Consider the following 21,637-nt stretch of genomic DNA (forward strand, 5'->3'; position numbering starts at 1 on the left):
GCTTCCTTAACTTCACAAATTTGTGAAAGTAGCGTAGCTTCAAAAACATGACGAAGGCAATCACGGTGGCCGGGCTGCACAAGTCGTTCGGTCGGACGCACGCACTGGACGGCCTCGACCTCACGGTCGAGACCGGTGAGGTCCACGGCTTCCTGGGGCCCAACGGGTCCGGGAAGTCCACCACCATCCGGGTGCTGCTGGGGCTGCTGCGGGCCGACTCCGGCGCCGCCCAGCTGCTCGGCCGCGACCCGTGGAACGACGCGGTCGAGCTCCACCGACGGGTGGCGTACGTCCCGGGTGACGTCACGCTGTGGCGCAACCTCTCCGGCGGCGAGGTGATCGATCTGTACGGGCGGCTGCGCGGCGGCCTCGACCGGACCCGGCGCGCCGACCTCGTCGAACGGTTCGAGCTCGACCCGACGAAGAAGGGCCGCACGTACTCCAAGGGAAACCGGCAGAAGGTCGCCCTCGTCGCCGCGTTCGCCTCCGATGTCGATCTGCTGATCCTGGACGAGCCGACGAGCGGTCTCGATCCGCTGATGGAGGAGGTCTTCCAGGACTGCGTCGCCGAGGAGCGTGCGCGCGGGCGGACGATCCTGCTGTCCAGCCACATCCTCAGCGAGGTCGAATCGCTCTGCGACCGGGTCAGCATCATCCGCCAGGGGCAGACGGTGGAGACGGGTTCGCTGGCGGACATGCGCCATCTGACCCGTACGAACATCAGCGCCGAGCTGGCCGGTGCCCCCGACGGGCTCGCGCATCTGCCCGGCGTCCATGACCTCGACGTCCAGGGCCTGCGGGTCACGCTCCAGGTCGACACGGACAAGCTGGACGCGGTCCTCAAGTCGCTCTGCGCATCGGGGGTACGGACGCTGACCAGCACCCCGCCCACGCTGGAGGAGCTCTTCCTGCGTCACTACGCGACCGACGCGACGGGCACGACCGGCACGACGGAGAGCGGCGAGGGTGTGGGGGTGGCGGCGCGATGACTGCCGTGACCATGACCGCACCGGCCGGCGCGGGACGCCGGACCGGGTCCGCTACCGGGCAGCTCGCCGGCACCCGGCCCCTGCTGAGGCTCGCGCTGCGGCGCGACCGGATCATGATGCCGATCTGGGTGATCGTGCTCGGCGCTTCCTTCTCCTCGGTCGGGAAGTCCTTCGCCTCGCTGTACGAAACGGCCGCCCAGCGCGCCGAGCTCGCCGCGTCGATGAACGCCAACAGCTCGCTCCGGGCGCTGTACGGACCGGTCTTCAACGACTCCGTCGGCGGGCTCGTCAGCTGGCGGATGGTCGGCTTCGGCGGAGCGCTGGCGGCCGTGATGAGCCTGATCGTCGTCATCCGGCACACCCGGGAGGAAGAGGAGACCGGCCGTCAGGAGATGCTCTCCTCCGCCATGGTGGGCCGCCGTGCCCCGCTGACCGCCGCGCTCCTCGCCGCGCTGATCGCCAACGCCGCGCTGGCGCTGATGATCACGGCCGGTATGGCCGGGTCCGGCGGGGGCGGCGCCGGAGCGGTGGCGCTCGCGCTGGCGATCGCCGGGATCGGCATGCTGTTCGCCTGCACCGCCGCGATCGCCGCACAGTTCACCGAGAGCGCACGGCTCGCGAAAGGACTCACGGCGGCGGTGATCGGTGCCGCGTTCGTACTGAAGGCCGCGGGCGACTCCGCGACGGGCGACGGCTCGTCCGTACTGACCTGGCTCTCCCCCATCGGCTGGGCGGAGAACGTGCGCGCGTACGCGGACGAGCGCTGGTGGGTGCTGCTCGTCATCGCGGCGGCCGTCGCGGTCCAGGCCGCCCTCGCGTACGCCCTGGCGGGGCGGCGCGATGTCGGCATGAGCTTCCTGGCGACCCGGCCCGGGCCCGCGCAGGGGCGGATCTCCACGGCGTTCGGTCTTGCGCTGCGGCTCCAGCGCGGTTCGCTGATCGGGTGGATGCTGTCCTTCGCCGCGGTCGGTGTCGTCTTCGGCGGGCTGACCGGCGGGGCGGCTGATCTCGTCGGCGACAACGCGAAGACGCAGGAGATCTTCGAGCGGATGGGCGGACAGTCCGGGCTGACCGACGCGTTCCTCGCGGCGATGGTCTCGATGCTCGGGATGGTCGCGGCGCTGTACATCGTCGCGACGGTGCTGCGGCTGCACGGCGAGGAGACCGCCGGACGCGCCGAACCGGTGCTGGCGGGCGGGGTGAGCCGGATCGGGTGGGCGGCCGGTCATCTGGCCATCGCCTTCGGCGGCGCCGCCCTGATCATGGCGGTCGGTGGCCTCGGCCTGGCCGTCGGCTACGGCCACGAACTCCCGGCCGTGCTGGGTGCGTCGCTGGTGCAGCTGCCGGCGATCTGGCTGCTGGGCGCAGTGGCGGTCCTGCTGTACGGGGCGCTCCCGAAGGCGGCGGTGGCGTCCTGGGGCGTGGCCGGGATCTGCCTGGCGCTGGGGTGGATCGGGCCCGCCATCGATCTGCCGCAGCCGGTGATGGACGTATCGCCGTTCACGCATCTGCCGAAGCTGCCGGGGAGCACGGGGATGGAATGGGGCCCGGTGCTGGCGCTCACCGCGACCGCGATGGTGCTGGTGGGGGCCGGGGTGGCGGCGTTGCGGCGACGCGATGTCCTGACGTGACGCGAGGGCGGGGCCGCCCCGGGTGCAACCTCCCCCTGGTGCACCCGCGTCCCCCTGACCATGGAGAACCGACGCGAAGCCATCCGCGGGGTCGCCGGATGCATGGTCGCCGCCGCCGGCGGGGCCGCCGGAATGCTCGCCTGGGCCCCCTACGGCCGGCGCGGGATCTTCGGCGGCTTCGAGGGCGAGTCGGAGTGGAACGTGCTCCTGCTCGGCCTGCCGGTCATGACTCTCGGCGGCATCGCGGCCGGGATCGCGCTCTTCGCCCTCGTACAGGGGAAGTGGCGGCGTGCACTCGGGGCGGCGGCGCTCCTGACGGCCCTTGCCGGTTTCGGGGTGGCGTTCGACGTACTGGAAGGACCGCCGCTGAACTGCGGGCCGGGGTGCTGACTCCCGGCCCGCGCCGTGCCCGGCCCACCCCCTCCTCACCCCGTCACAGCTCGACGCGCAGTTCTTTCAGGCCCCTGATCACATAACCCGGGTTCCACTCCGGCTCGGCCACCAGTCGCAGGTTCGGGGCGCGGCGCAGCAACTCACCGAAGGACGCGGCCAGTTCGACCCGGGCCAGCGGGGCGCCCAGGCAGAAGTGGATGCCGGCGCCGAAGGTGATGTGGGGGTTCTCCCGGCGGGCCAGGTCCAGGGTGTCCGGGGCCGGGAAGCGGGCCGGGTCACGGTTGGCGGAGCCGAAGAGCAGGGCCACCTCGGAGCCGCGCGGAATGACTGTGCCGTCGATCTCGATGTCGTCGAGGACCCAGCGCTCGAACATCTGCAGCGGAGTGTCGTACCGCATCAGTTCCTCGATCGCCGTCGGCAGCAGCCCGTGGTCGGCGCGCAGCGCGGCCAGCTGCTCGGGGTGGCGCAACAGCGTCCACCAGCCATTCACCGTGGTGTTGACGGTCGCCTCGTGGCCCGCGTTGAGCAGCAGCACACAGGTGGAGATCATCTCCTGCTCGCTCAGCCGCTCCCCCTCGTCGTGGGCGGCGATGAGCGCGGAGATCAGATCCGTACCGGGGTTCTTGCGCCGCTCCTTGATCAGCTCGCGCAGATACGCGGAGAAGTCGAGCGAGGCGCGGACGGCGGCACGGGCGGTGTCCTCGGACGGATTCAGTTCAAACATTCCGCAGATCGCCGCCGACCAGGGCCGCAACGGGGCACGATCGGACTCCGGGATGCCGAGCATCTCGGCGATGACGGCCACGGGCAGCGGTTCGGCGACGGCCGTCAGCAGATCGCCGCCTCCCGCCTCGACGAACGAGTCGACCAGCCCGGCGGCCAGCCGCCGCACGGTCGGGACGAGCTGCTCGACCGTACGCGGAGTGAACGCCTTGGAGACCAGGCGCCGGATCCGGGTGTGGTCGGGGGCCTCCAGATCGAGGAGCCCCTGGCCGTTGAGGGTGTGGAAGGGCTCGTGCTCCGCGGGCGGCGGCGTGCGGCCGAACTCCTCGTGGGTGAAGCGGTGCAGATACGTACGGCCCAGGCGGCGGTCGCGCAGCAGCGCGGACACATCAAAGTGGTGCGGGACGAGCCACTGGTCGGTCGGCTCGAAGTAGTGCACCCGGCCGGCTGCTCGCAGCGCGGCGTAGGCCGGGTACGGGTCGGCGACGAACGCCGGGGACCAAGGGTCGAAGAGGGCGAAGGGGGCGTCGGCCGCGGAACGTGAGGACGGGTGCATATACGGACGCTAACCGGACCCGACGGCCGTCGGCCACCCACCCCCCGGGCCCCGTCGGTCACCCACCCCGGCCCCCGTCGCCGACCAGCGACCCCGAGCTCCCCGGACTCCTCAGGACGGCGTGACCAGCCGGGCCTCGTACGCAAAGACCGCCGCCTGCGTGCGGTCGCGCAGACCCAGCTTCACCAGGATGCGGCTCACATGCGTCTTGATGGTGGACTCGGCCACCACCAGATGCGAGGCGATCTCGGCGTTGGACCGGCCCTGCGCGATGAGGACGAGCACCTCCGTCTCACGCTCCGTGAGGTCGCCGATCCGGGCGAAGGCGGGCAGGCGCGGGGTCTCGGCGAGCTTCGAGAACTCATTGATCAGCCGCTTGGTGACGGTCGGGGCGAGCAACGCCTCACCGGCGGCCACCACCCGTACCCCGTCCGCGAGTTGACGGGCGGAGGCGTCCTTGAGGAGGAAGCCGGACGCCCCGGCGCGCAGCGCCTGGTACACGTACTCGTCGAGGTCGAAGGTGGTCAGTACCAGCACTTTGGCGTCCGCGTCGGCGGCGATGATCTCGCGAGTGGCCTCGATGCCGTTGAGTTCCGGCATCCGGATGTCCATCAGCACCACGTCGGGACGCAGCGCCGCGACCTGCGCGATGGCCTGCCGGCCGTCGACGGCCTCGCCGACGACCTCGATCCCCGGCATGGCGTTGAGCAGCACGGAGAAGCCCTCGCGGACCATCATCTGGTCGTCGACGATCAGCACCCGGATGGCCGGGGCAGTGGGGATGGTCATGCTTTCTCCCCCAGTTCCGCCTGCGCCTTGTGCGACTCGTGCGTCGTGTGCGTCCCGTTCGGCTCGCCCGTGTCGCAGATGAGTTGGACGGGGATGAACGCGGCGATCTCGTAACCGCCCTCCTCCGTCGCCGCGGCCGTCATGTCGCCGTTCAGCATCGCGACCCGCTCCCGCATCCCCGTGATCCCGTGACCGGCCCCCGGCGAGGGCTTCACCGGACCGGTCGGCGGCCCGTTGACGACGCGCAGGCCGAGTCCGCCCAGCACATAGCCGATCTCCACCTTGGCAGTGGCGCCCGGTGCGTGCCGCAGTGTGTTGCTGAGGGCCTCCTGAATGATCCGGTACGCCGACAGCTCGACGCCCTGCGGCAGTTCACGTACCGCGCCGGTGACCGTCTTCTCCGTCTCCAGGCCGGCCTCACGCACATTGGCGAGGAGCCCGTCGAGCTGGGCGAGGGTGGGCTGCGGGGCGTCCGGCGCCTGGTAGTCCTCGGCCCGTACGACGCCGAGGACCCGGCGCAGTTCGGTGAGAGCGGCGACCGCGTTCTCCCGGATCGTGACGAAGGCCTGCTCCAGCTCGGGCGGCGGATTCTCCACCCGGTACGGGGCCGCCTCGGCCTGGATCGCGACGACCGACATGTGGTGGGCTACCACGTCGTGCAGCTCACGGGCGATGGTGGTGCGCTCCTCGAGCAGTGTGCGCCGGTCGCGTTCGACGGCGGTCACCGTGCGCTGCACGGTCACCTCGCGCTGAGCGTCGCGACGGATCTGCACCACGGCCACGACCAGCAGCGCGAACGCGGAGGCCACGGCAAAGGTGGAGGTGGTCGAGGAGGGGTGCCAGCCGCCGAAGTTCTCCAGCGCGGTGCCGAACACCACGGTGAGACCCCACATCCAGGCGGCGGTACGGGGCCGGGTCCGGGCCGCGACCACGACCAGCACCATCAGATGCGAGAGGAAGGTGCTCGGCGCCCATGGCCAGTAGCCACCGCTGGCGACCGCCGAGAACGGGGTGAGTGCCATCGAAATCCAGAACGCGCCGACCGGCCTGACCAGCGTCATCAGTACGGATATCACAGGGAGCAGCACGATCAGGATGAAGTCGACCGCGAAACGCAGGGCGAAGGAGTCCGCCGAGACGAGGCCCACGAAGGCCGTGAGCAGTGCGGCGGCCCCGACCAGTGCGTGGGGTGTCCACGCGGCACGCTCGCGCATCCGCTCCGGCAGCTGCCGCAGCAGCGGTCCGTCGGTCCGCATCCGCTCCAGCGGACGGTACGCGAAGGCGTTGCGGAAAAGGTCCTGCCGCAGGCCGTCCAACGCCCCTGCGGCCACTCGGAACTCGGGGCTTCTGCTCTTGGTCTCGGTCACGTTTCCACGGTAGGGGCCGGATCGGCCCGGGTCGTCAGCAGCGATACGGATCCTGCGCCGTCCATCGCAAGTACTACGGGGCCGCACCGGCGCCGGACCGCCCGCTCACCAGGCGAGCTGGGTGAGCTCCTCCGCCACCACCGCGCACGCGTCGCTGGCCGGGTCGATCAGCGGGTAGTGACCGACGTCGGGCAGCAGGGTCAGGCCCACCGTCTCCCCCGCCTTCGCCGCCGCGTCGACGAACGCCTCCGAGACGGCCTGCGGCACATCGATGTCGGTGGTGCCCTGCACCACCGTGGTCGCGATCCCGGTGGGCAGCAGCACGGCCGGGTCGGCGTGCGGGGCCCGCGCCGCGAAGTCCTCCTCGCGGCCGAGGAATTGCCCGACCGCCCCCGAGCACACGTCCAGCTCGACGGCCGTGGTGAAGTCCGCGATCGGCGCGAGAGCGACGACACCACGCAGCGACGGCGGTGCGGGCAGCCGCCACGGCGAGCCCGCGGGCAGGACGTGCCGGGCGGCGGCCCACAGGGCGAGCTGCCCGCCGGCGGAGTGCCCGGTGACGACGATCCGCCGGGCGTCGGCCTGCGGAAGTTCCCGGGCCAGCAGGGCCGGCAGTGCGTCCATCGCCGCGGCGACATCGTCGAAGGTCTCCGGCCAACGGCCCGCGACCGGACCGGAACCCCGCTGCTGCGGGATCTCGCTGCCGCGCCGGTACTCGACGCTGGCGACGGCGAAACCGCGCCGGGCCAGGAAGTCCGCGAACGGCGACACATGCTGCCGGTCGTACGGCGCCCGCCACGCCCCGCCGTGCAGAACGACCACGACCGGCGCACCGGTCCGGCCGTCACGCGGGGCGTAGAAGTCGACCACCTGGTCGGGGTGGCTGCCGTAGGCGGCCGATGCATCGGGGGCGACCGGTGGATGCGAGAGTGCCGACTCGGTCTCGGCTGCGTCACGATCACGCGCGGCAGAATCCGACATGCTGCTCCAACCGTCCTGTATCTGAGCCCAACAGCTCAACGACCCAACAGCCCAACTGGCCTGACCTGCGGGGACGGTACCAGTACGGAACGTTCCCGTCCCCGCCGACGGATCATGCAGGGGCCTCCGGGTCCCCGTTGCTAGGGCTTCAGCACCTCACCCAGTACGCGCGCCGCCCGTTCCACGTCCGCGAACCCCACGTACAGCGGCGTGAACCCGAACCGCAGCACGTCCGGCCGCCGCAGATCCCCGACGACACCCCGCGCGATGAGCGCGCTCATCACCGGTTCCGCGTCCTCGCACCGCAGCGCGACCTGGCTGCCGCGTTCCGTGTGCGCGGCCGGGGTGACGGAGGTGACCCGGCCCTCGGGCACATGCTCGGCGACGCACTCCAGGAAGAAGTCCGTCAGCGCCAGGGACTTGGCCCGTACCGCCTCGATCGACACCCCGTTCCACACGTCCAGCGACGCTTCGAGTGCCAGCATGGAGAGGATGTCGGGGGTACCGACCCGGCCCCGTACGGCACCGTCCGCCGGGGCGTATCCGGGGGTCATGCCGAACGGGTCGGCGTGCGACGTCCACCCCGGCAGGGGCGAGTCGAAGGCTGCCTGGTGACGCTCGGCGACGTACAGGTAGGCGGGCGAACCGGGGCCGCCGTTCAGGTACTTGTACGTGCAGCCGACCGCGAGGTCCACGCCGTGTGCGTCGAGGCCGACGGGCAGGGCGCCCGCGCTGTGGCACAGGTCCCAGACGGCGAGGCCGCCCGCCGCGTGCACGGCGGCGGTGAGTCCGGGCAGGTCGTGGAGCCTGCCGGTGCGGTAGTCGACATGGTTGAGCAGGACGGCCGCGGTACGGGGGCCGAGGGCGTCCGGCACCTCGGCGGGGGCGACCGGGACGAGCCGGTGGCCGGTCATCCGGGCCGCGGATGCGGCGATGTATCCGTCCGTGGGAAATGTCGTCGCGTCGACGAGGATCTCGTCGCGGCCCTCCGGCGCCAGCCGGCTCGCGGCGACGACGGCCTTGAAGACGTTCACACTGGTCGAATCGCCGACGACGATCTGCCCGGCGGCGGCCCCGACGAGCGGGGCGATGCGGTCGCCGATCCGCTCGGGCGCGGTCCACCAGCCGCTCTCGTCCCAGGACCGGATGCGCAGCTCGCCCCACTCGCGGGTGAGGACCTCCTGCACCCGCGCGGGTACGTGCGCGGGCAGCGCACCGAGCGAGTTTCCGTCGAGGTAGACGGTGTCGTCGAGGGTGAACAGCTTGCGCAGATCGGCGAGCCGGTCGGCGGCATCGAGTGCCGCGGCCCGCGCGGCGAAGGTCTCAGACATGGCTGCGCGCCGTCCACAGCTCGGGGAAGACGTTCTTCGTGGCCCGTTTCTCCAGCCACGCGACCCCGGCGGAACCGCCGGTACCGGTCTTCGAGCCCATCGCGCGCCGGGTGGCGACGAGATGGTCGTTGCGCCAGCGCCACACCAGTTCACCGACGTCGGTGAGCGCCTCGCCGAGCCGGACCAGCTCGTCGTGCTGGTCGGGGTTGGCGTAGATCTCCACCCAGACGGCCTCGACCTCGGGGGACGGCTCGTACTTCTGCGTCAGGTCCCGGCCGAGCACGGCCTGCGGTACGGCGTGGCCGCGCCGGGCGAGCAGGGCGAGCGTCTCGTCGTACAGACCCGGTTCGGCGAGCGCCTTCTCCAGCTCCGCGTGGACGCGGGGCGCGCCCCGGTGCGGCACGAGCATGGACGCGGACTTGTCGCCGAGCAGGAACTCCATCCGCCGGTACATCGCCGACTGGAAGCCGGACCCCTCACCGAGGGCGGCGCGGTAGGAGTTGAACTGGGCGGGGGTGAGCTGGGCGAGCGGCGTCCAGGAGGCGTTGAGCGCCTCCAGTTCCCGCACCGACCGCTTGAGCGCGTCGCGTGCGACGGGCACCCGGTCCTCGCGCAGGGCGTGCGCGGCGGTCTCCCACTCGTGGACGATGACGGTGAACCACAGTTCCATGACCTGGGTGGTGATCAGGAAGACCATTTCGCCCGGATCGTCGGAGCGAAGGTGCTGGAGATGGGTCAGGACATCCGCCTGGACATAGTCCTCGTACGGAGTCGTTCCCGCGAAGTCGAGGTGCGGGGTCTGCGCACCGGTGGCTTCGGGGTCGGGGTGGATCGTCGACATTGCTGTCTCCTCGACACGAGCTTCCGGGTAGCGGTCCGCCCCTTCCGTGAGGTGGTGGAGCTCCGGTCCCCTGCCCGCATCCTAAACGGAGCCCGCACAAGCGCGCAGACCCCGCAGATGCCGGTACATCTGCGGGGTCCGGAACGTCACAAGGTGTACGCGTACGTCTGGCCGAGGGGTTCCGTCGCCCCGGCCGAGAGGCTCGGTCGCCGCTAGTGCTGCGACCGCAGCACTAGCCGAGGGTCTCGGCGGCGGTCGGCGAGGAGTCGCGCAGGAACGTCGAGCAGCGCTCGTACTCCTCCTGCTCGCCGATCGCCTGGGCGGCCCGCGCCAGGGCATGCAGGGCGCGCAGGAAGCCGCGGTTCGGCTCGTGCTCGAACGGTACGGGGCCGTGGCCCTTCCAGCCGGCCCTGCGCAGCGCGTCGAGGCCGCGGTGGTAGCCGGTGCGGGCGTAGGCGTACGACTCGATGACGCGGCCGCCCTCGAACGCCTCGTCGGCGAGCTGTGCCCAGGCCAGGGAGGAGGTCGGGTACTTCGCGGCGACGTCGGCGGGGGCCGTGCCGTTCGCGAGCAGCTCGCGCGGCTCCGGGTCGTCGGGCAGGTGGGTCGGGGGAGGCCCCCCGAGCAGGTTCTCGTGGATCGACATGGGTTCAAGTGTGCCTGGCAGATGCGCGCCGGGGTACTCGGGCGCCGTGCGGTGGGTCAGTTCACGCCGGGAATACCCGGGCGCCGTGCGGTGGGTCAGTTCACGCCGGGAATACCCGGGCGCCGTGCGGTGGGTCAGTTCACGCCGGGAATACCCGGGCGCCCCGGGGAGGGCCGGTCCACGCCCGGCTTCCCCGCCTCCTCGTGCGTGGGTTCCAGGGGCGGGGCGACGACGCCGCAGTGCACCGTGCACTCGGGGCGCGCCTTCTCCTTCTCGTCCGCCGTGACGGGGGCCTTGCGTACGGTCGCCCAGGCGATCAGCGAGCCCAGCACGAGCACCCCGGCACACATCGGCATGGCCCGCCGGAACGTCGCGGCGAACTCGTCGGCGTTCCGGTAGGCCTCCGGGCCCATCCCGGCGAGCAGCGGCAGCGCGGCCACCGCGATCAGCCCGGCGGCGCGAGCGGCAGCGTTGTTGATCCCGCTGGCGAGGCCGGCCCGTGCGGTGTCCACGGAGGCCAGGACGGTCGCGGTGAGCGGTGCCACCAGGGTGACGAGTCCGACGCCGAGCACACCGACCGCGGGAAGCACATCGGCGAAGTAGGCGGAGACGGAGTTCGACCCCGGCCCGACCCGCAGCATCAGGAGCATTCCGGTGGCGGCGACCAGTGGGCCGACGGTGAGCGGAATGCGGGGCCCGATACGCTGCCCCAGTTCGCCCGAGGAGGCCGAGAAGAGCAGCATCAGCACGGTCGTGGGCAGCAGGGCCGTGCCGGCGCCGAGGGCCGAGTACCCGGCCACGACCTGGAGCTGGATCGCGGAGAGGAAGAAGTAGCCGCCGAGTGCCGCGTACACACAGAGCGTGATGATGTTGACGACGGTGAACTGCCGGGACGCGAACACCGAGGGCGGCAGCATCGGGTCCGCCCGCCGCCGCTCCACCTGCACGAACACCGCCCCGAGGACGATCCCGCCGACAGCCGCACCGATCACCACCGCGGACGCCCCCTGTCCCGGCGCCTCGATCAGCGCATAGGTCACCAGGGCGAGGGCGAGCGCGCCGAGCACGGCGCCCAGCACGTCGAAGCGCCCGTGTGCGTCGGGGTCACGCGATTCCGGTACGTGGCGCAGCGCCACCGGCAGGCAGACCGCGGCGACCGGCACGTTGAGCAGGAAGACCCATCGCCAGCCGGGCCCGTCGACGAGCCAGCCGCCGACGAACGGCCCGATGGCGGCGCCGACCCCGCCGAGCCCCGACCACAGTCCGACCGCGCGGGCCCGGTCGTCCGGATGGAAGCTCGCCTGGATCAGTGCCAGCGAACCGGGGGTGAGGAGCGCCCCGCCGATGCCCTGAAGAGCGCGGGCGGCGATCAGGACGGTGGCGTTCGGCGCGATGCCGCAGATCACGGACGCGGCGGCGAACCAGACGACTCCGACGACGAAGACCCGCCGCCGGCCGTACCGGTCGCCGAGGGCACCACCGAGGAGGATCAGCCCGGCGAGGGTCAGCATGTAGGCGTTGACGGTCCACTGGAGGGCGGCCAGATCGGTGCCGAGGTCCTTGCCGATGCGGGGCAGGGCGACGTTGATGACGGTGGAGTCGAGCAGGGCCATGCTGGAGCCGAGGACGGTGGTGAGGATGACCCAGCGTCCGAGTGCGGAGGCGGTACGAATTTCACCGGCGGGTGTCTCGCCCATGCGAGCAGCATCCCCGCTTCCCGCCCGCGAGGCCAGTCCGGATCCACGGGTCGGGACAGCCGTCCCTCGCTGCTCCGCCGCGAAGATCCGCAAGGTGGTCGCCCGCGGGTGATCAGCCCACAACCGGAGCAGCCGCGCGGCTGAGTCCCTGGTGCCGCGTCGGGCAGCGTCTGCCTGTCCCGGCACGCTGCCCGAATGAACGTCGGACCTGCGCCTACGAAACCTCCTCGGCCTGTCGGCCCAGGTCCGGAACCTGTCCGGCCCGATGGCCGAGGATCAGAGCGCTACCGCCCGCGCCGCCCGGATCAGTGCCTCCACGCCCGCCTCCGCCTTGGACCGCGGACACCCGACGTTCAGCCGTACGAAGCCCTCGGCCCCGTACACCGCCCCCGGCATCACCGCGACCTTCTCACGTTCGATCAGCGCCCGCTGCAACGCCTCGTCGTCGCCGACGCCCGCCGGGCGCAGATCGATCCACGCCAGATAGCCGGCCTGTGGCGGCTGCCATCCCAGTTCCGGAAACGCCTCGTTCAGCCGTTTCGCGACCAGCGCCAGATTCCCGGCGACATAGGCGCGGGCCTCGTCCAGCCACGCCCCGGCCTCCCGGTACGCGGCGATGTGCGCGGTCAGTGACAGCACCGCCGGGGAGGCGAGCCCCTCCGCCGTCTCCATCCGGCGCAGGAACTCCGCCCGGTCGGCCGGATCGCCGATCAGCCCGTACGAACCGGTCAGCGCGGGGAAGTTGAACGCCTTCGACGCGGAGGAGATCACCGCCCAGCGCCCGTCGCCCCCGACCCGCGTCCATGGCACATGCACATGCCCCTCATGCACGAAGTCCGCGTGGATCTCGTCGCTGATCACCGCGACCCCGTACCGTGCGGCGAGCGCCGACATCTCACTCAGTTCGGCCTCCGTCCATACCCGGCCCGTCGGGTTGTGGGGCGAGCACACGAGAAGGACCTTGCTGTCGGGGCGGGCGAGCTCGCGTTCCAGCGTGGCCGTGTCTCCCACCGGCACGCCCCGCAGCTCGCGCCCGAGCCCGGTGATCGCCTTGCGGAAACCGTCGTACGTCGGGGTGTGGACGACCACGCCCTCGCCCTCGGCCGTCCACATCTGCAGCAGCTGCGAGAGCTGGCTGAGCACGGACGGCCCGTACACCAGCTGCCCGGTGTCGATCCGTGTCCCGTACCGGGTCGCGTACCAGTGGGCTATCGCCGAGCGGAAGTCGTCCTGCTGCCAGGTCGTGTAGCCGAACACCCCGTGGTCGAGACGGGCCCGCAGCGCGCTCAGCACCTCCGGTGCGGTCTCGAAGTCCATGTCGGAAATGGTGAACGGCAGCAGTCCGTCCACCCCGAACCGGTCCGCGACCCCGTCCCACTGGACGCACCAGGTGCCCCGGCGGTCGACGACGGTGTCGAAGTCATAGCGGGCGCTGGAACTCACAGGGATCCCTCACTTCTTCTCTCGGACATGCCGTGGGCCCGGCACCCCAGGGGGTACCGGGCCCACGGCCACACTTCGTACCGGCCGCTACTTCAGCTTGGTGCCGGTGGAACGCAGGTTGGCGCAGGCCTCCGTGACGCGCTTGGCCATGCCCGCCTCGGCGGACTTGCCCCAGCTGCGCGGGTCGTAGACCTTCTTGTTGCCGACCTCGCCGTCGACCTTCAGCACACCGTCGTAGTTGCGGAACACGTGGTCCACGATCGGGCGGGTGAAGGCGTACTGGGTGTCGGTGTCGAGGTTCATCTTCACGACGCCGTTCTCCAGCGCGGTGGCGATCTCCTGCTCGGTGGAGCCGGAGCCGCCGTGGAAGACGAAGTCGAAGGGGCGGCTACCGGCGGCCTTGCCGTACTTGGCGGCGACGCCCTCCTGGAGGTCCTTCAGCAGCTCGGGACGGAGGACGACGTTGCCCGGCTTGTAGACGCCGTGAACGTTGCCGAAGGAGGCGGCCAGCAGGTAGCGGCCCTTCTCGCCCAGGCCGAGCGCCTCGGCGGTGCGCAGCGCGTCGTCGACGGTCGTGTACAGCTCGTCGTTGATCTCGTGCGTGACGCCGTCCTCCTCGCCACCGGTCGGGGTGATCTCGACCTCAAGAATGATCTTGGCGGCGGCGGCCTTGGCGAGCAGCTCCTGGCCGATGGCCAGGTTTTCGGCGAGGGTTTCGGCCGAGCCGTCCCACATGTGGGACTGGAACAGCGGGTTCTGGCCCTTGGCGACGCGCTCGGCGGAGATGTCGAGCAGCGGGCGTACGTAACCGTCCAGCTTGTCCTTGGGGCAGTGGTCGGTGTGCAGCGCGACCGTGACGTCGTACTTGGCGGCGACGATGTGCGCGAACTCGGCAAGGGCGACGGCGCCCGTGACCATGTCCTTGTTGTGCTGGCCGCCCAGGAACTCCGCCCCACCGGTGGAGATCTGGACGATGCCGTCGCTCTCCGCCTCCGCGAAGCCGCGCAGTGCAGCGTGCAGGGTCTGGGTCGACGTCACATTGATGGCCGGGTAGGCGAACTTGCCTGCCTTCGCCCGGTCGAGCATCTCGGCGTAGACCTCGGGGGTTGCGATGGGCATCTGTCCGCTCCTTGGGATGTGCGGGTGTGCGTTGCGGGTTCCCTGACCTGGGGGCGACGTCATCGTCGCCCCCATCTTCCCAGACTCTCGCTCCGGCTCCACCCGGCCTGGTCCCTCAACGTCCGGACCGGACGGCGGAAGGCACACGACAAGGGCGGACGGTTTCACGTGAAACCGTCCGCCCTCGAAGAAAACCGCAGGTCAAACCGGGCGATCAGGCCAGGTCGAGGTCCGCCACCGTGTAGGCGTGGACGTACGGGAGACCGGCCTCGGCAATGGCCGGAGCCGCACCCCGCTCCACGATCGTGGCGACGGCGACAACCTCGCCACCGGCCTCGCGCACCGCCTCGACGGCCGTCAGCGGCGAACCGCCGGTCGTCGAGGTGTCCTCGACGACCAGGCAGCGGCGGCCCTTCACGTCCGTGCCCTCGATGCGGCGCTGCATCCCGTGCGCCTTCTGCGCCTTGCGGACGACGAACGCGTCCAGCTCCTGCCCGCGCGCGGCGGAGGCGTGCAGCATCGAGGTGGCGACCGGGTCGGCGCCCAGCGTCAGCCCGCCCACGCAGTCGTAGTCCAGTTCGGCGGTGATGTCGAGCATGACCTGACCGACCATCGGAGCGGCCTTGCCGTCCAGCGTGATGCGGCGCAGATCGATGTACCAGTCGGCCTCAAGACCCGAGGAAAGGGTCACCTTGCCGTGCACCACGGCCTTGTCCTTGATCTGCTGGAGCAGCTCAGCACGTACGTCAGTCATGGCTACGAGCTTAAGGCGCCTGTGTCGGGGCTCGTGCCGTTGCCGTGTCGGGGCCCGCGCCGACAACGGGTCGTGGCCCTGCACGGGTGCCTGGTCGAAGCCCGCACCGCTGTCGGGTCAGAGCCTGCGCCAGTTCCAGGTCGTCGCGATCTCCAGCGGCTCGATCGGGGTGACATACCGGGGCGCGGTGTTCAATCCGTTCGGCGGACCGGACTGCGGCTCCACACAGACCGCCTCGGCCTGCTCGTCGTAGATCACGACCCACTCGGCCCGGCTCTTCACGGTCAGTTGCAGCTGCTCCGGCCAGGTGAGCGTCACGTCGACGCCGTCCGGCATCCCGAAGCAGTCGTCCCACGGGCCGGCCAGGGGCGGGATGCGGCGGCCGGTCGGCAGATGGTTCTCGCCACGTTCCTCCTGCCAGGCCGCGTCGAAGGCGATCTCCACGTTCTTGCCGCCGCCGAGATCCCGCAGGAACCAGGGATGCCAGCCGGCCTGCGCCGGGAACGAATCCCCGTACGTCTCGATGCCGAACGCAAGCGTGAGCGAGTCCTCGGACAACTCGAAGGTCTGGGTCACCCGGCCCGGATACGGCCAGGGGTCGGCAAGGTCGTAGTAGAACGCGGCCTCCTGCTCGCCCACCCGGGCGATGCGCCAGGCGGTGTCCCTGCCGGTTCCGTGGATGGCGTGCGGCGGGGAGTTCAGCGGCAACCGGTGCGGGACGTCGCCGTTGTGGAAGAGCCCGTTCTCGGTGCGCCCGCACCACGGCACCATCGGGAAGCAGCCGTACCGCTCCCCCTGCCGCAGCACCTCGGTGCCACCGATCCGCAGACTGCTGATGCGACAGCCGTTGGCGGGGTTCACGGTCAACTCTGCATCGCCGACGGACAGCCGGACGTCCTTCTCGCTGCTACTCACCCGACCGACATTACTGGCGCTGCTCCTACCTCCGCCGCCTCAGCGCCCTGCTCACCACGACGGCGGAGGCGAGCGCGAGTGCGGCGGCGGGAGCGACCCAGCGGAGTGTGGCGCCCGCGGTGGTCGAATCGGGTGACGGTACGGGGGCGTACCTGCCGCGCGGCGGCGCGTGGTCGACCTCCTCGGCGCTGCGGCCGATCATGGTGCGCCTGGCGTGCGCGGCCTCGACCGGGGGGCCGTCGGGGACGGTGAACTCCACCTCCGCCACGGGGTCGAGCGACGGCGGGGGCACAGGGGCGTCGAAGACGGAGCCCGTGCCCGGCGGGTTCTCGGTGGAGGATGCCTCGTCCATGGTGGCGCCGTCGTCGATGTCGTCGGTGTCATCGGTGTCGTCGGTGTCGTCGGTGTCGTCGGTGTCGTCGGCGGCTTCCGGAGCAGTACTCCGATTGGTGGCCGCGCCGGTCGCGTCGGCCTCCTCGGCCGCCTCCTCGATGGCCTGTTCCACGGCTTCCCCGACGGACCGCTCGGCCCGGCCGAGGTCCTCGCCCGCCAGCGTCTCCGTCACCAGTTGCTGCACAAAGCGGTCCAGCAGCCGGTGGGCCGTCGAGAGCGCCGCCGCCGGGTCCAGCTCCAGGAGGCGGCCGTCACCGCTCGCCGTACCCGTGAACCCGATCGCCGTACCGCCGTCCTTCTGCGTCAGGCTGATCGTCAGAGCCAGCTTCGCCGAGCCGGTCCCCCGGGCCTCGACGCCCTCGCCCGCCACCAGGATCCCGGCGTCCCCGTCCGGGCCGTCCTGCGGGGAAACAGTGAGCCGCAGCGCACCGCGGTACGTGATCGTGTGGCCGTCGACCCGGACCTTGAGCCGGCCGGACAGCGGGCCCGCGGACGCGTCGGCGTCCTGCTGGAGCCCCGGTACGCAGCGCGCGACGCGGGCGGGATCGCCCAGCGTCCGCCGAAGGGACAGGACCGGAACCGGAACGAACACCTCATGCTCCATGGAAACCGAGCCTACTCAGCCCCGGCCGTCACGTCAGCGGTTCCACGTCGCAAAAACGGCCGGACGCACGGCGTACGGCGTCCGGCTCACCGGTCCTCCCAGTACCGGGGATGCACCAGCGTCGACGGCAGCAGCCCGCGCAGCCGTCCGCTCTCCGCCTCCCGCCCCGCACGGATCAGCGAGGCCCGCGTCAGCGACCGGAGCTTCGGCGCCCCCGGGGCGAGGCGGAGCACCGGCGCCCTGACCGGCCGGGCGAGGACGAAGCCCCAGCCCTGCTCGGCCTGCGCCCGGTGCGTGGCCCTGTCGGGTCCCGCCGCGAAATCGGAGAGCCTGCCGCTGATCCGGTACGGGCGGGTGTGCAGGCCCGCCGCCCTCATCGACGCCTCCACCGTCCAGTACGTACGTGGCCGGGTCACCGGCGGCCCCGCGTGCACCACCAGCCGGCCGCCCGATGCGAGGGCCTCGGCGACCAGGCCGTAGAACTCCGCCGAGTAGAGCTTCGTGCCGGCGGAGATCCCGGGGTCGGGCAGATCGGAGATCACCACGTCGTAACCGCCGTGCGCCGCCCGCAGCCAGTTGAAGGCGTCGGCGCTGACGGCCGTCAGCCGCGGATCGCGGTACGCGTGGGCGTTCAGCGCCGAGAGCGCACGGTCGGTACGGGCCAACCGGGTGACGCCGGGATCGAGCTCGACGAGGGTGACGCTGCGTACGTCCGGGTAGCGCAGCACCTCCCGGGCGGCGAGGCCATCACCACCGCCCAGGATCAGGACGCGGGTGCGTGGCCCGTTCATCGCCGGGTGCACCAGTGCCTCGTGGTAGCGGTACTCGTCGCGCGCGCTGACCCGCAGCCGTCCGTCCAGATACAGGTCCAGGGAGCTGCGGCCCGCCCCCGTCAGCACCACCTCCTGGACCCCGGTCCGCACCGCGACCCGCACCCCGTCCCCGTACACCGCATGCCGCGCCGCCCGCTCGAAGTCACCGACCAGCGCGGTGACGGTGGCGAGTACGGCGATCACGGCCACGTTGACGAGGATCAGCAGCCACCGGGAGCGCGGGGTGAGGTCCCGCCGGAACACCCACAGCACCAGCGCCCCGCCCGCCGCCGCGTTGACCGCGCCGGTGAACAGCGCCCCGGTGAGCTGTCCCAGCACCGGCAGCAGCAGAAAGGGGAACGCGAGCCCGCCGACCAGCGCACCCACGTAGTCGGCGGCGAACAGATCCGCGACGGTCCCGCCCGCGTCCTGCCGGTCGACGCGCTGGATCAGCGTCATCAGCAGCGGGATCTCCGCCCCGATCAGGACGCCGATCGTGAGCGAGAACCCGACCAGGGCGTACCGCGACTCCCCGATCCAGGCGAACGACGCGTACAGCACGAGCGCCGAGGAGCCGCCGACGAGTGCGAGCGCCGCCTCGATCAGCCCGAAACCGACTGCTGCACGGCTGCGTAAACGTTTCGCGAGGAGCGAGCCGACGCCCATCGCGAACACCATCACGGAGAGCACGACGGACGCCTGGGTGACGGAATCACCGATCAAGTAGGAGGCGAGCGCCACCAGTTCGAGCTCGTAGACCAGGCCGCAGGCAGCACAGATGAAGACAGCGGCCAGCACGAGACACCGACCGGTCCTCGGCCGCACGGGAAGACGCGCCGCGCCCCCTCGCAGCGACACCTGCTGATCGATCATGATGCGAACGCTACGTCACGGCGGGGTGGCTGCCTGTCACCCACAAGGGTGCAAGTGGCGCGCCCACAACGGAGTTGGGCCGCGTCAGAGCGCTGCCGCCGGCATCCGCACTCCCACCCGCGTGCGCGTCACCACCAGCTGCCCCTCCTGCGGGTACGCATGCCAGGTGCGCCACCGCACCTGGCCCTCGGTCCGCTGGGCGAGCATGGCGGTGAAGGCGTGCGGGCTGCCGGGGAACGTCCCGGCGAGACCGTGGGGGTGGTCGGTCACGAGCGCGAGGAGCTCCTGCGCACGCCCCGCGAACGAGCCCGCCGAGAGCGTCTCGACGCGCGCCGCGAATTCGTACTCCCACTCCCCGAGCCGCTTGGAGACACCGAGCGGCAGCGGTGTGCTGCTGCCCGGGATGCACGCGACGGTTTCGGAGCAGGTGCCCCGGTCCTCCTCCAGGAGCACCTGGTGGGAGGCGCCGAGCAGGCGCAGTTGGAGTCGGGCACCGGCGAGATCGAGGTCGAGCACGGCCAGGGCGGGGAGCGGTTCGCGCCCCAGCGCCCAGGCCAGGTCGGCAGCGCGGGTGTCGGAATAGGCCGTCTGGAGGGTCGTGAGCATGAGTCGGCTCCGCAAACAAGCGTGGACACATGGACAGGGGACGCCTCCGACGTGATGCACGTGGGAGGTGGGAAGCGCCCGATCAGGTCCAACTCGGGTCCGAGGGCTGGATGTTCTCTCCACCGAGGGAATCACGAAGTAAGCCGCATCCACAGCGTTTTTGCCCAACTTGACGCGGTTTCCATCCCCTCGGGGGCCTCTCGGTTCATCTGTTCACCGGCATCTCGCGGAAAGCCCCAACAAAAAGGTGCCCGGCGGGAGTTCATCCGCCGGGCACCTGTGGGACACCGGAACCGCGCGGGCCCGGCACCGGGCGTGTGTCCCTGCCCGGTCACGGATCAGCTGCCCCGTGTCAGCTGCCTCCGCCGCATCCGCCCCCGCCGCCGCACGAGGAGCCGCCACCGCACGAGGAGTGACCGCCGCCGCACGAATGGCCGCCGGAGTGACCGCCCGAGCCACCGCCGGAGGGACTTCCGGAATGGCCGCCCGAGTCACCGCCGACGCTTCCGCAGGACGAGCCACCGCCGCCGCCGCCACCGCCGCCGTCACCGCCGCCGGCCCACCAGCTGCCACCCGCGGCGCTGCCGCCGCTCGCACCCCGGCGCGCACTCCGTCCGCGCGCCTTCTTCTTGTTCCCGGCCCTCGATATGAGCGAGACGATCAGTCCGATCACGGCCACCGCGATCACCACTCCGACAAAAGTCCTCACGACCTCATGTCCTTCCGTTCCCCCGAAGCGAGATCCCCCCGCTTCCATGCGTTTCCCGCGTGACTGGGGGATGCCCCCGGCCCCGTTCGGCCAAAGCAGACTTGAGCAACTCCAGAGCTTCCGCGCAGGATGGCGGCCATGACCCAGGGACGACCGCTGCTCAACCCCCGCCTCGCCGAGTTCGGCACGACGATCTTCGCGGAGATGTCGGCGCTTGCCGTACGGACCGGCTCCATCAACCTCGGCCAGGGCTTCCCCGACACCGACGGCCCCGAAGAGATCCGCGAGGCCGCCGTACGGGCCCTGCGGAACGGGAAGGGCAACCAGTACCCGCCCGGCCCGGGCATCCCCGAACTGCGATCCGCCGTCGCCGACCACCAGCGGCGCTTCTACGACCTCCCCTTCGACCCCGACACGGACGTCCTGGTCACCGCAGGGGCGACGGAAGCGATCGCCGCGACCATGCTCGCGTTGTTGGAGCCCGGCGACGAGGTGATCGCCTTCGAGCCCTTCTACGACTCCTACGCCGCCTGCATCGCGATGGCCGGAGCGAAGCGAGTACCCCTGACCCTGCGCGCCCCGTCCTTCCGCCCGGACCTGGACGAACTGCGGTCCAGGATCACGCCGCGGACCCGCCTCCTGCTCCTCAACACACCTCACAACCCGACCGGCACGGTCCTCACCGCCGAAGAGCAGAGCGCCATCGCCGCACTCGCCGTCGAACACGACCTGCTCGTCGTCACCGACGAGGTGTACGAGCACCTGGTCTACGAGGGCGCGCACCGCCCCATCGCGGCCCTGCCCGGCATGCGGGAGCGCACCGTCTCCATCTCGTCCGCCGGCAAGACGTTCTCGTACACCGGGTGGAAGGTCGGCTGGGTCACGGCGGACGCCCCGCTCGTCGCCGCCGTCCGGACGGCCAAGCAATACCTGACCTATGTCAGCGCGGGCCCCTTCCAGTACGCGATCGCCGAAGCGCTGCGCCTGCCGGACACATACTTCGACGGCTTCCGCGCCGACCTGCGACGCAAGCGCGAGCTGCTCGGCGACGGGCTGCGCGCGGCCGGGTTCGAGGTCTATGAACCCCAGGGCACGTACTTCATCACCACGGACATCTCCCCCTTCGGCGAGAGGGACGCCTACGCCTTCTGCCGCGCCCTCCCCGAACGCTGCGGCGTCGTCGCCGTCCCCAATTCCGTCTTCTACGACACCCCCGACGCGGGCCGCAGCCAGGTCCGCTTCACCTTCTGCAAGCGCGACGACGTTCTTCAGGAGGCGGTCGGCCGCCTGCGGCGCCTGGCGTCCTGAACCCACGCGGCAATGCGCTCATGCCGCCGGAACGTCACAACTCACCGCATTCCACTGCCCCGGAGGCATCGCCGCATCTCCCGACGCACGGGAGCGCATCCAGGGGCGGACAGATCCGTGTCTCACAGGCCTGTCACAACTTACGTGTACACAGAAC

At 71.2% G+C, this 21,637-nt stretch carries 20 protein-coding genes; 4 read left to right on the forward strand and 16 right to left on the reverse strand.

Annotation, left to right across the window (positions count from 1 at the left end; all coding sequences use genetic code 11):
- Positions 1 to 47 precede the first annotated feature (47 nt).
- Genes GA0115254_RS35415 through GA0115254_RS35425 form a run of 3 tightly spaced genes read left to right on the forward strand, consistent with a single transcriptional unit; the run spans position 48 to position 3,010 of the window.
- Positions 48 to 989 (forward strand): ABC transporter ATP-binding protein, encoded by a 942-nt coding sequence (locus GA0115254_RS35415; RefSeq protein WP_093899360.1) that lies wholly within the window; start codon positions 48 to 50, stop codon positions 987 to 989.
- On the forward strand, positions 986 to 2,620 hold the full coding sequence (locus GA0115254_RS35420; RefSeq protein WP_093899361.1) for an ABC transporter permease: 1,635 nt from the start codon (positions 986 to 988) through the stop codon (positions 2,618 to 2,620). Before GA0115254_RS35415 ends, GA0115254_RS35420 begins: the two co-directional genes overlap by 4 nt.
- Positions 2,621 to 2,680: 60 nt before the next feature.
- Complete coding sequence (locus GA0115254_RS35425; protein ID WP_093899362.1) at positions 2,681 to 3,010, forward strand: hypothetical protein; 330 nt, start codon at positions 2,681 to 2,683, stop codon at positions 3,008 to 3,010.
- Between the two features lie 43 nt (positions 3,011 to 3,053).
- Here the strand turns inward: GA0115254_RS35425 and GA0115254_RS35430 are convergent, their stop codons facing one another.
- The 16 genes from GA0115254_RS35430 to GA0115254_RS43540 form a co-directional block, all read right to left on the reverse strand.
- On the reverse strand, positions 3,054 to 4,292 hold the full coding sequence (locus GA0115254_RS35430) for a cytochrome P450 (protein ID WP_093899363.1): 1,239 nt from the start codon (positions 4,290 to 4,292) through the stop codon (positions 3,054 to 3,056).
- 111 nt (positions 4,293 to 4,403) lie between these two features.
- Positions 4,404 to 5,081, reverse strand: coding sequence for a response regulator (locus GA0115254_RS35435; RefSeq protein WP_093899364.1), 678 nt, complete (start codon positions 5,079 to 5,081; stop codon positions 4,404 to 4,406).
- Positions 5,078 to 6,448 (reverse strand): sensor histidine kinase, encoded by a 1,371-nt coding sequence (locus GA0115254_RS35440; RefSeq protein ID WP_093899365.1) that lies wholly within the window; start codon positions 6,446 to 6,448, stop codon positions 5,078 to 5,080. Before GA0115254_RS35440 ends, GA0115254_RS35435 begins: the two co-directional genes overlap by 4 nt.
- 105 nt (positions 6,449 to 6,553) lie before the next feature.
- On the reverse strand, positions 6,554 to 7,429 hold the full coding sequence (locus GA0115254_RS35445; RefSeq protein WP_093899366.1) for an alpha/beta hydrolase family protein: 876 nt from the start codon (positions 7,427 to 7,429) through the stop codon (positions 6,554 to 6,556).
- Positions 7,430 to 7,569: 140 nt separating this feature from the next.
- Entirely contained in the window at positions 7,570 to 8,760 is a 1,191-nt protein-coding gene (gene kynU / locus GA0115254_RS35450) for a kynureninase (RefSeq protein ID WP_093899367.1), read from the reverse strand.
- Positions 8,753 to 9,601, reverse strand: a complete 849-nt coding sequence (locus tag GA0115254_RS35455) for a tryptophan 2,3-dioxygenase family protein (RefSeq protein WP_093899368.1) — start codon at positions 9,599 to 9,601, stop codon at positions 8,753 to 8,755. The genes kynU and GA0115254_RS35455 overlap by 8 nt, the downstream gene beginning before the upstream one ends.
- 232 nt (positions 9,602 to 9,833) lie before the next feature.
- Positions 9,834 to 10,247, reverse strand: coding sequence for a DUF3151 domain-containing protein (locus GA0115254_RS35460; RefSeq protein ID WP_093899369.1), 414 nt, complete (start codon positions 10,245 to 10,247; stop codon positions 9,834 to 9,836).
- Positions 10,248 to 10,381: 134 nt separating this feature from the next.
- A complete protein-coding gene (locus GA0115254_RS35465; protein ID WP_093899370.1) occupies positions 10,382 to 11,944 on the reverse strand; it encodes an MFS transporter in 1,563 nt (520 codons plus the stop codon).
- A 276-nt stretch (positions 11,945 to 12,220) separates the two neighbouring features.
- Entirely contained in the window at positions 12,221 to 13,387 is a 1,167-nt protein-coding gene (locus GA0115254_RS35470) for a MalY/PatB family protein (RefSeq protein WP_093899371.1), read from the reverse strand.
- An 87-nt stretch (positions 13,388 to 13,474) separates the two neighbouring features.
- Complete coding sequence (gene fbaA, locus GA0115254_RS35475) at positions 13,475 to 14,506, reverse strand: class II fructose-bisphosphate aldolase (protein WP_093899372.1); 1,032 nt, start codon at positions 14,504 to 14,506, stop codon at positions 13,475 to 13,477.
- A 214-nt stretch (positions 14,507 to 14,720) separates the two neighbouring features.
- Positions 14,721 to 15,260 (reverse strand): orotate phosphoribosyltransferase, encoded by a 540-nt coding sequence (gene pyrE, locus GA0115254_RS35480; protein ID WP_093899373.1) that lies wholly within the window; start codon positions 15,258 to 15,260, stop codon positions 14,721 to 14,723.
- A 117-nt stretch (positions 15,261 to 15,377) separates the two neighbouring features.
- Positions 15,378 to 16,175, reverse strand: a complete 798-nt coding sequence (locus GA0115254_RS35485) for an aldose epimerase family protein (RefSeq protein WP_093899374.1) — start codon at positions 16,173 to 16,175, stop codon at positions 15,378 to 15,380.
- Positions 16,176 to 16,200: 25 nt separating this feature from the next.
- Complete coding sequence (locus GA0115254_RS35490; RefSeq protein WP_176740419.1) at positions 16,201 to 17,172, reverse strand: SRPBCC domain-containing protein; 972 nt, start codon at positions 17,170 to 17,172, stop codon at positions 16,201 to 16,203.
- A gap of 86 nt (positions 17,173 to 17,258) precedes the next feature.
- Positions 17,259 to 18,857, reverse strand: a complete 1,599-nt coding sequence (locus GA0115254_RS35495; RefSeq protein ID WP_093899375.1) for a polyamine aminopropyltransferase — start codon at positions 18,855 to 18,857, stop codon at positions 17,259 to 17,261.
- Positions 18,858 to 18,941: 84 nt separating this feature from the next.
- On the reverse strand, positions 18,942 to 19,463 hold the full coding sequence (locus GA0115254_RS35500) for a DUF2617 family protein (protein ID WP_093899376.1): 522 nt from the start codon (positions 19,461 to 19,463) through the stop codon (positions 18,942 to 18,944).
- 352 nt (positions 19,464 to 19,815) lie between these two features.
- Positions 19,816 to 20,172 carry a hypothetical protein gene (locus GA0115254_RS43540; protein WP_176740420.1) on the reverse strand — a complete coding sequence of 119 codons (357 nt, stop codon included), beginning with the start codon at positions 20,170 to 20,172 and terminating at the stop codon, positions 19,816 to 19,818.
- Positions 20,173 to 20,310: 138 nt separating this feature from the next.
- On the opposite strand from GA0115254_RS43540, the gene GA0115254_RS35505 reads away from it, so the two are divergent.
- The gene (locus GA0115254_RS35505; protein WP_093899377.1) at positions 20,311 to 21,480 is read left to right on the forward strand and encodes a pyridoxal phosphate-dependent aminotransferase; all 1,170 of its coding nucleotides are present in this window, start codon (positions 20,311 to 20,313) and stop codon (positions 21,478 to 21,480) included.
- Positions 21,481 to 21,637: the final 157 nt, after the last annotated feature.

Origin of the sequence: Streptomyces sp. Ncost-T10-10d (assembly GCF_900091955.1) — a bacterium.
Taxonomy (GTDB): domain Bacteria; phylum Actinomycetota; class Actinomycetes; order Streptomycetales; family Streptomycetaceae; genus Streptomyces.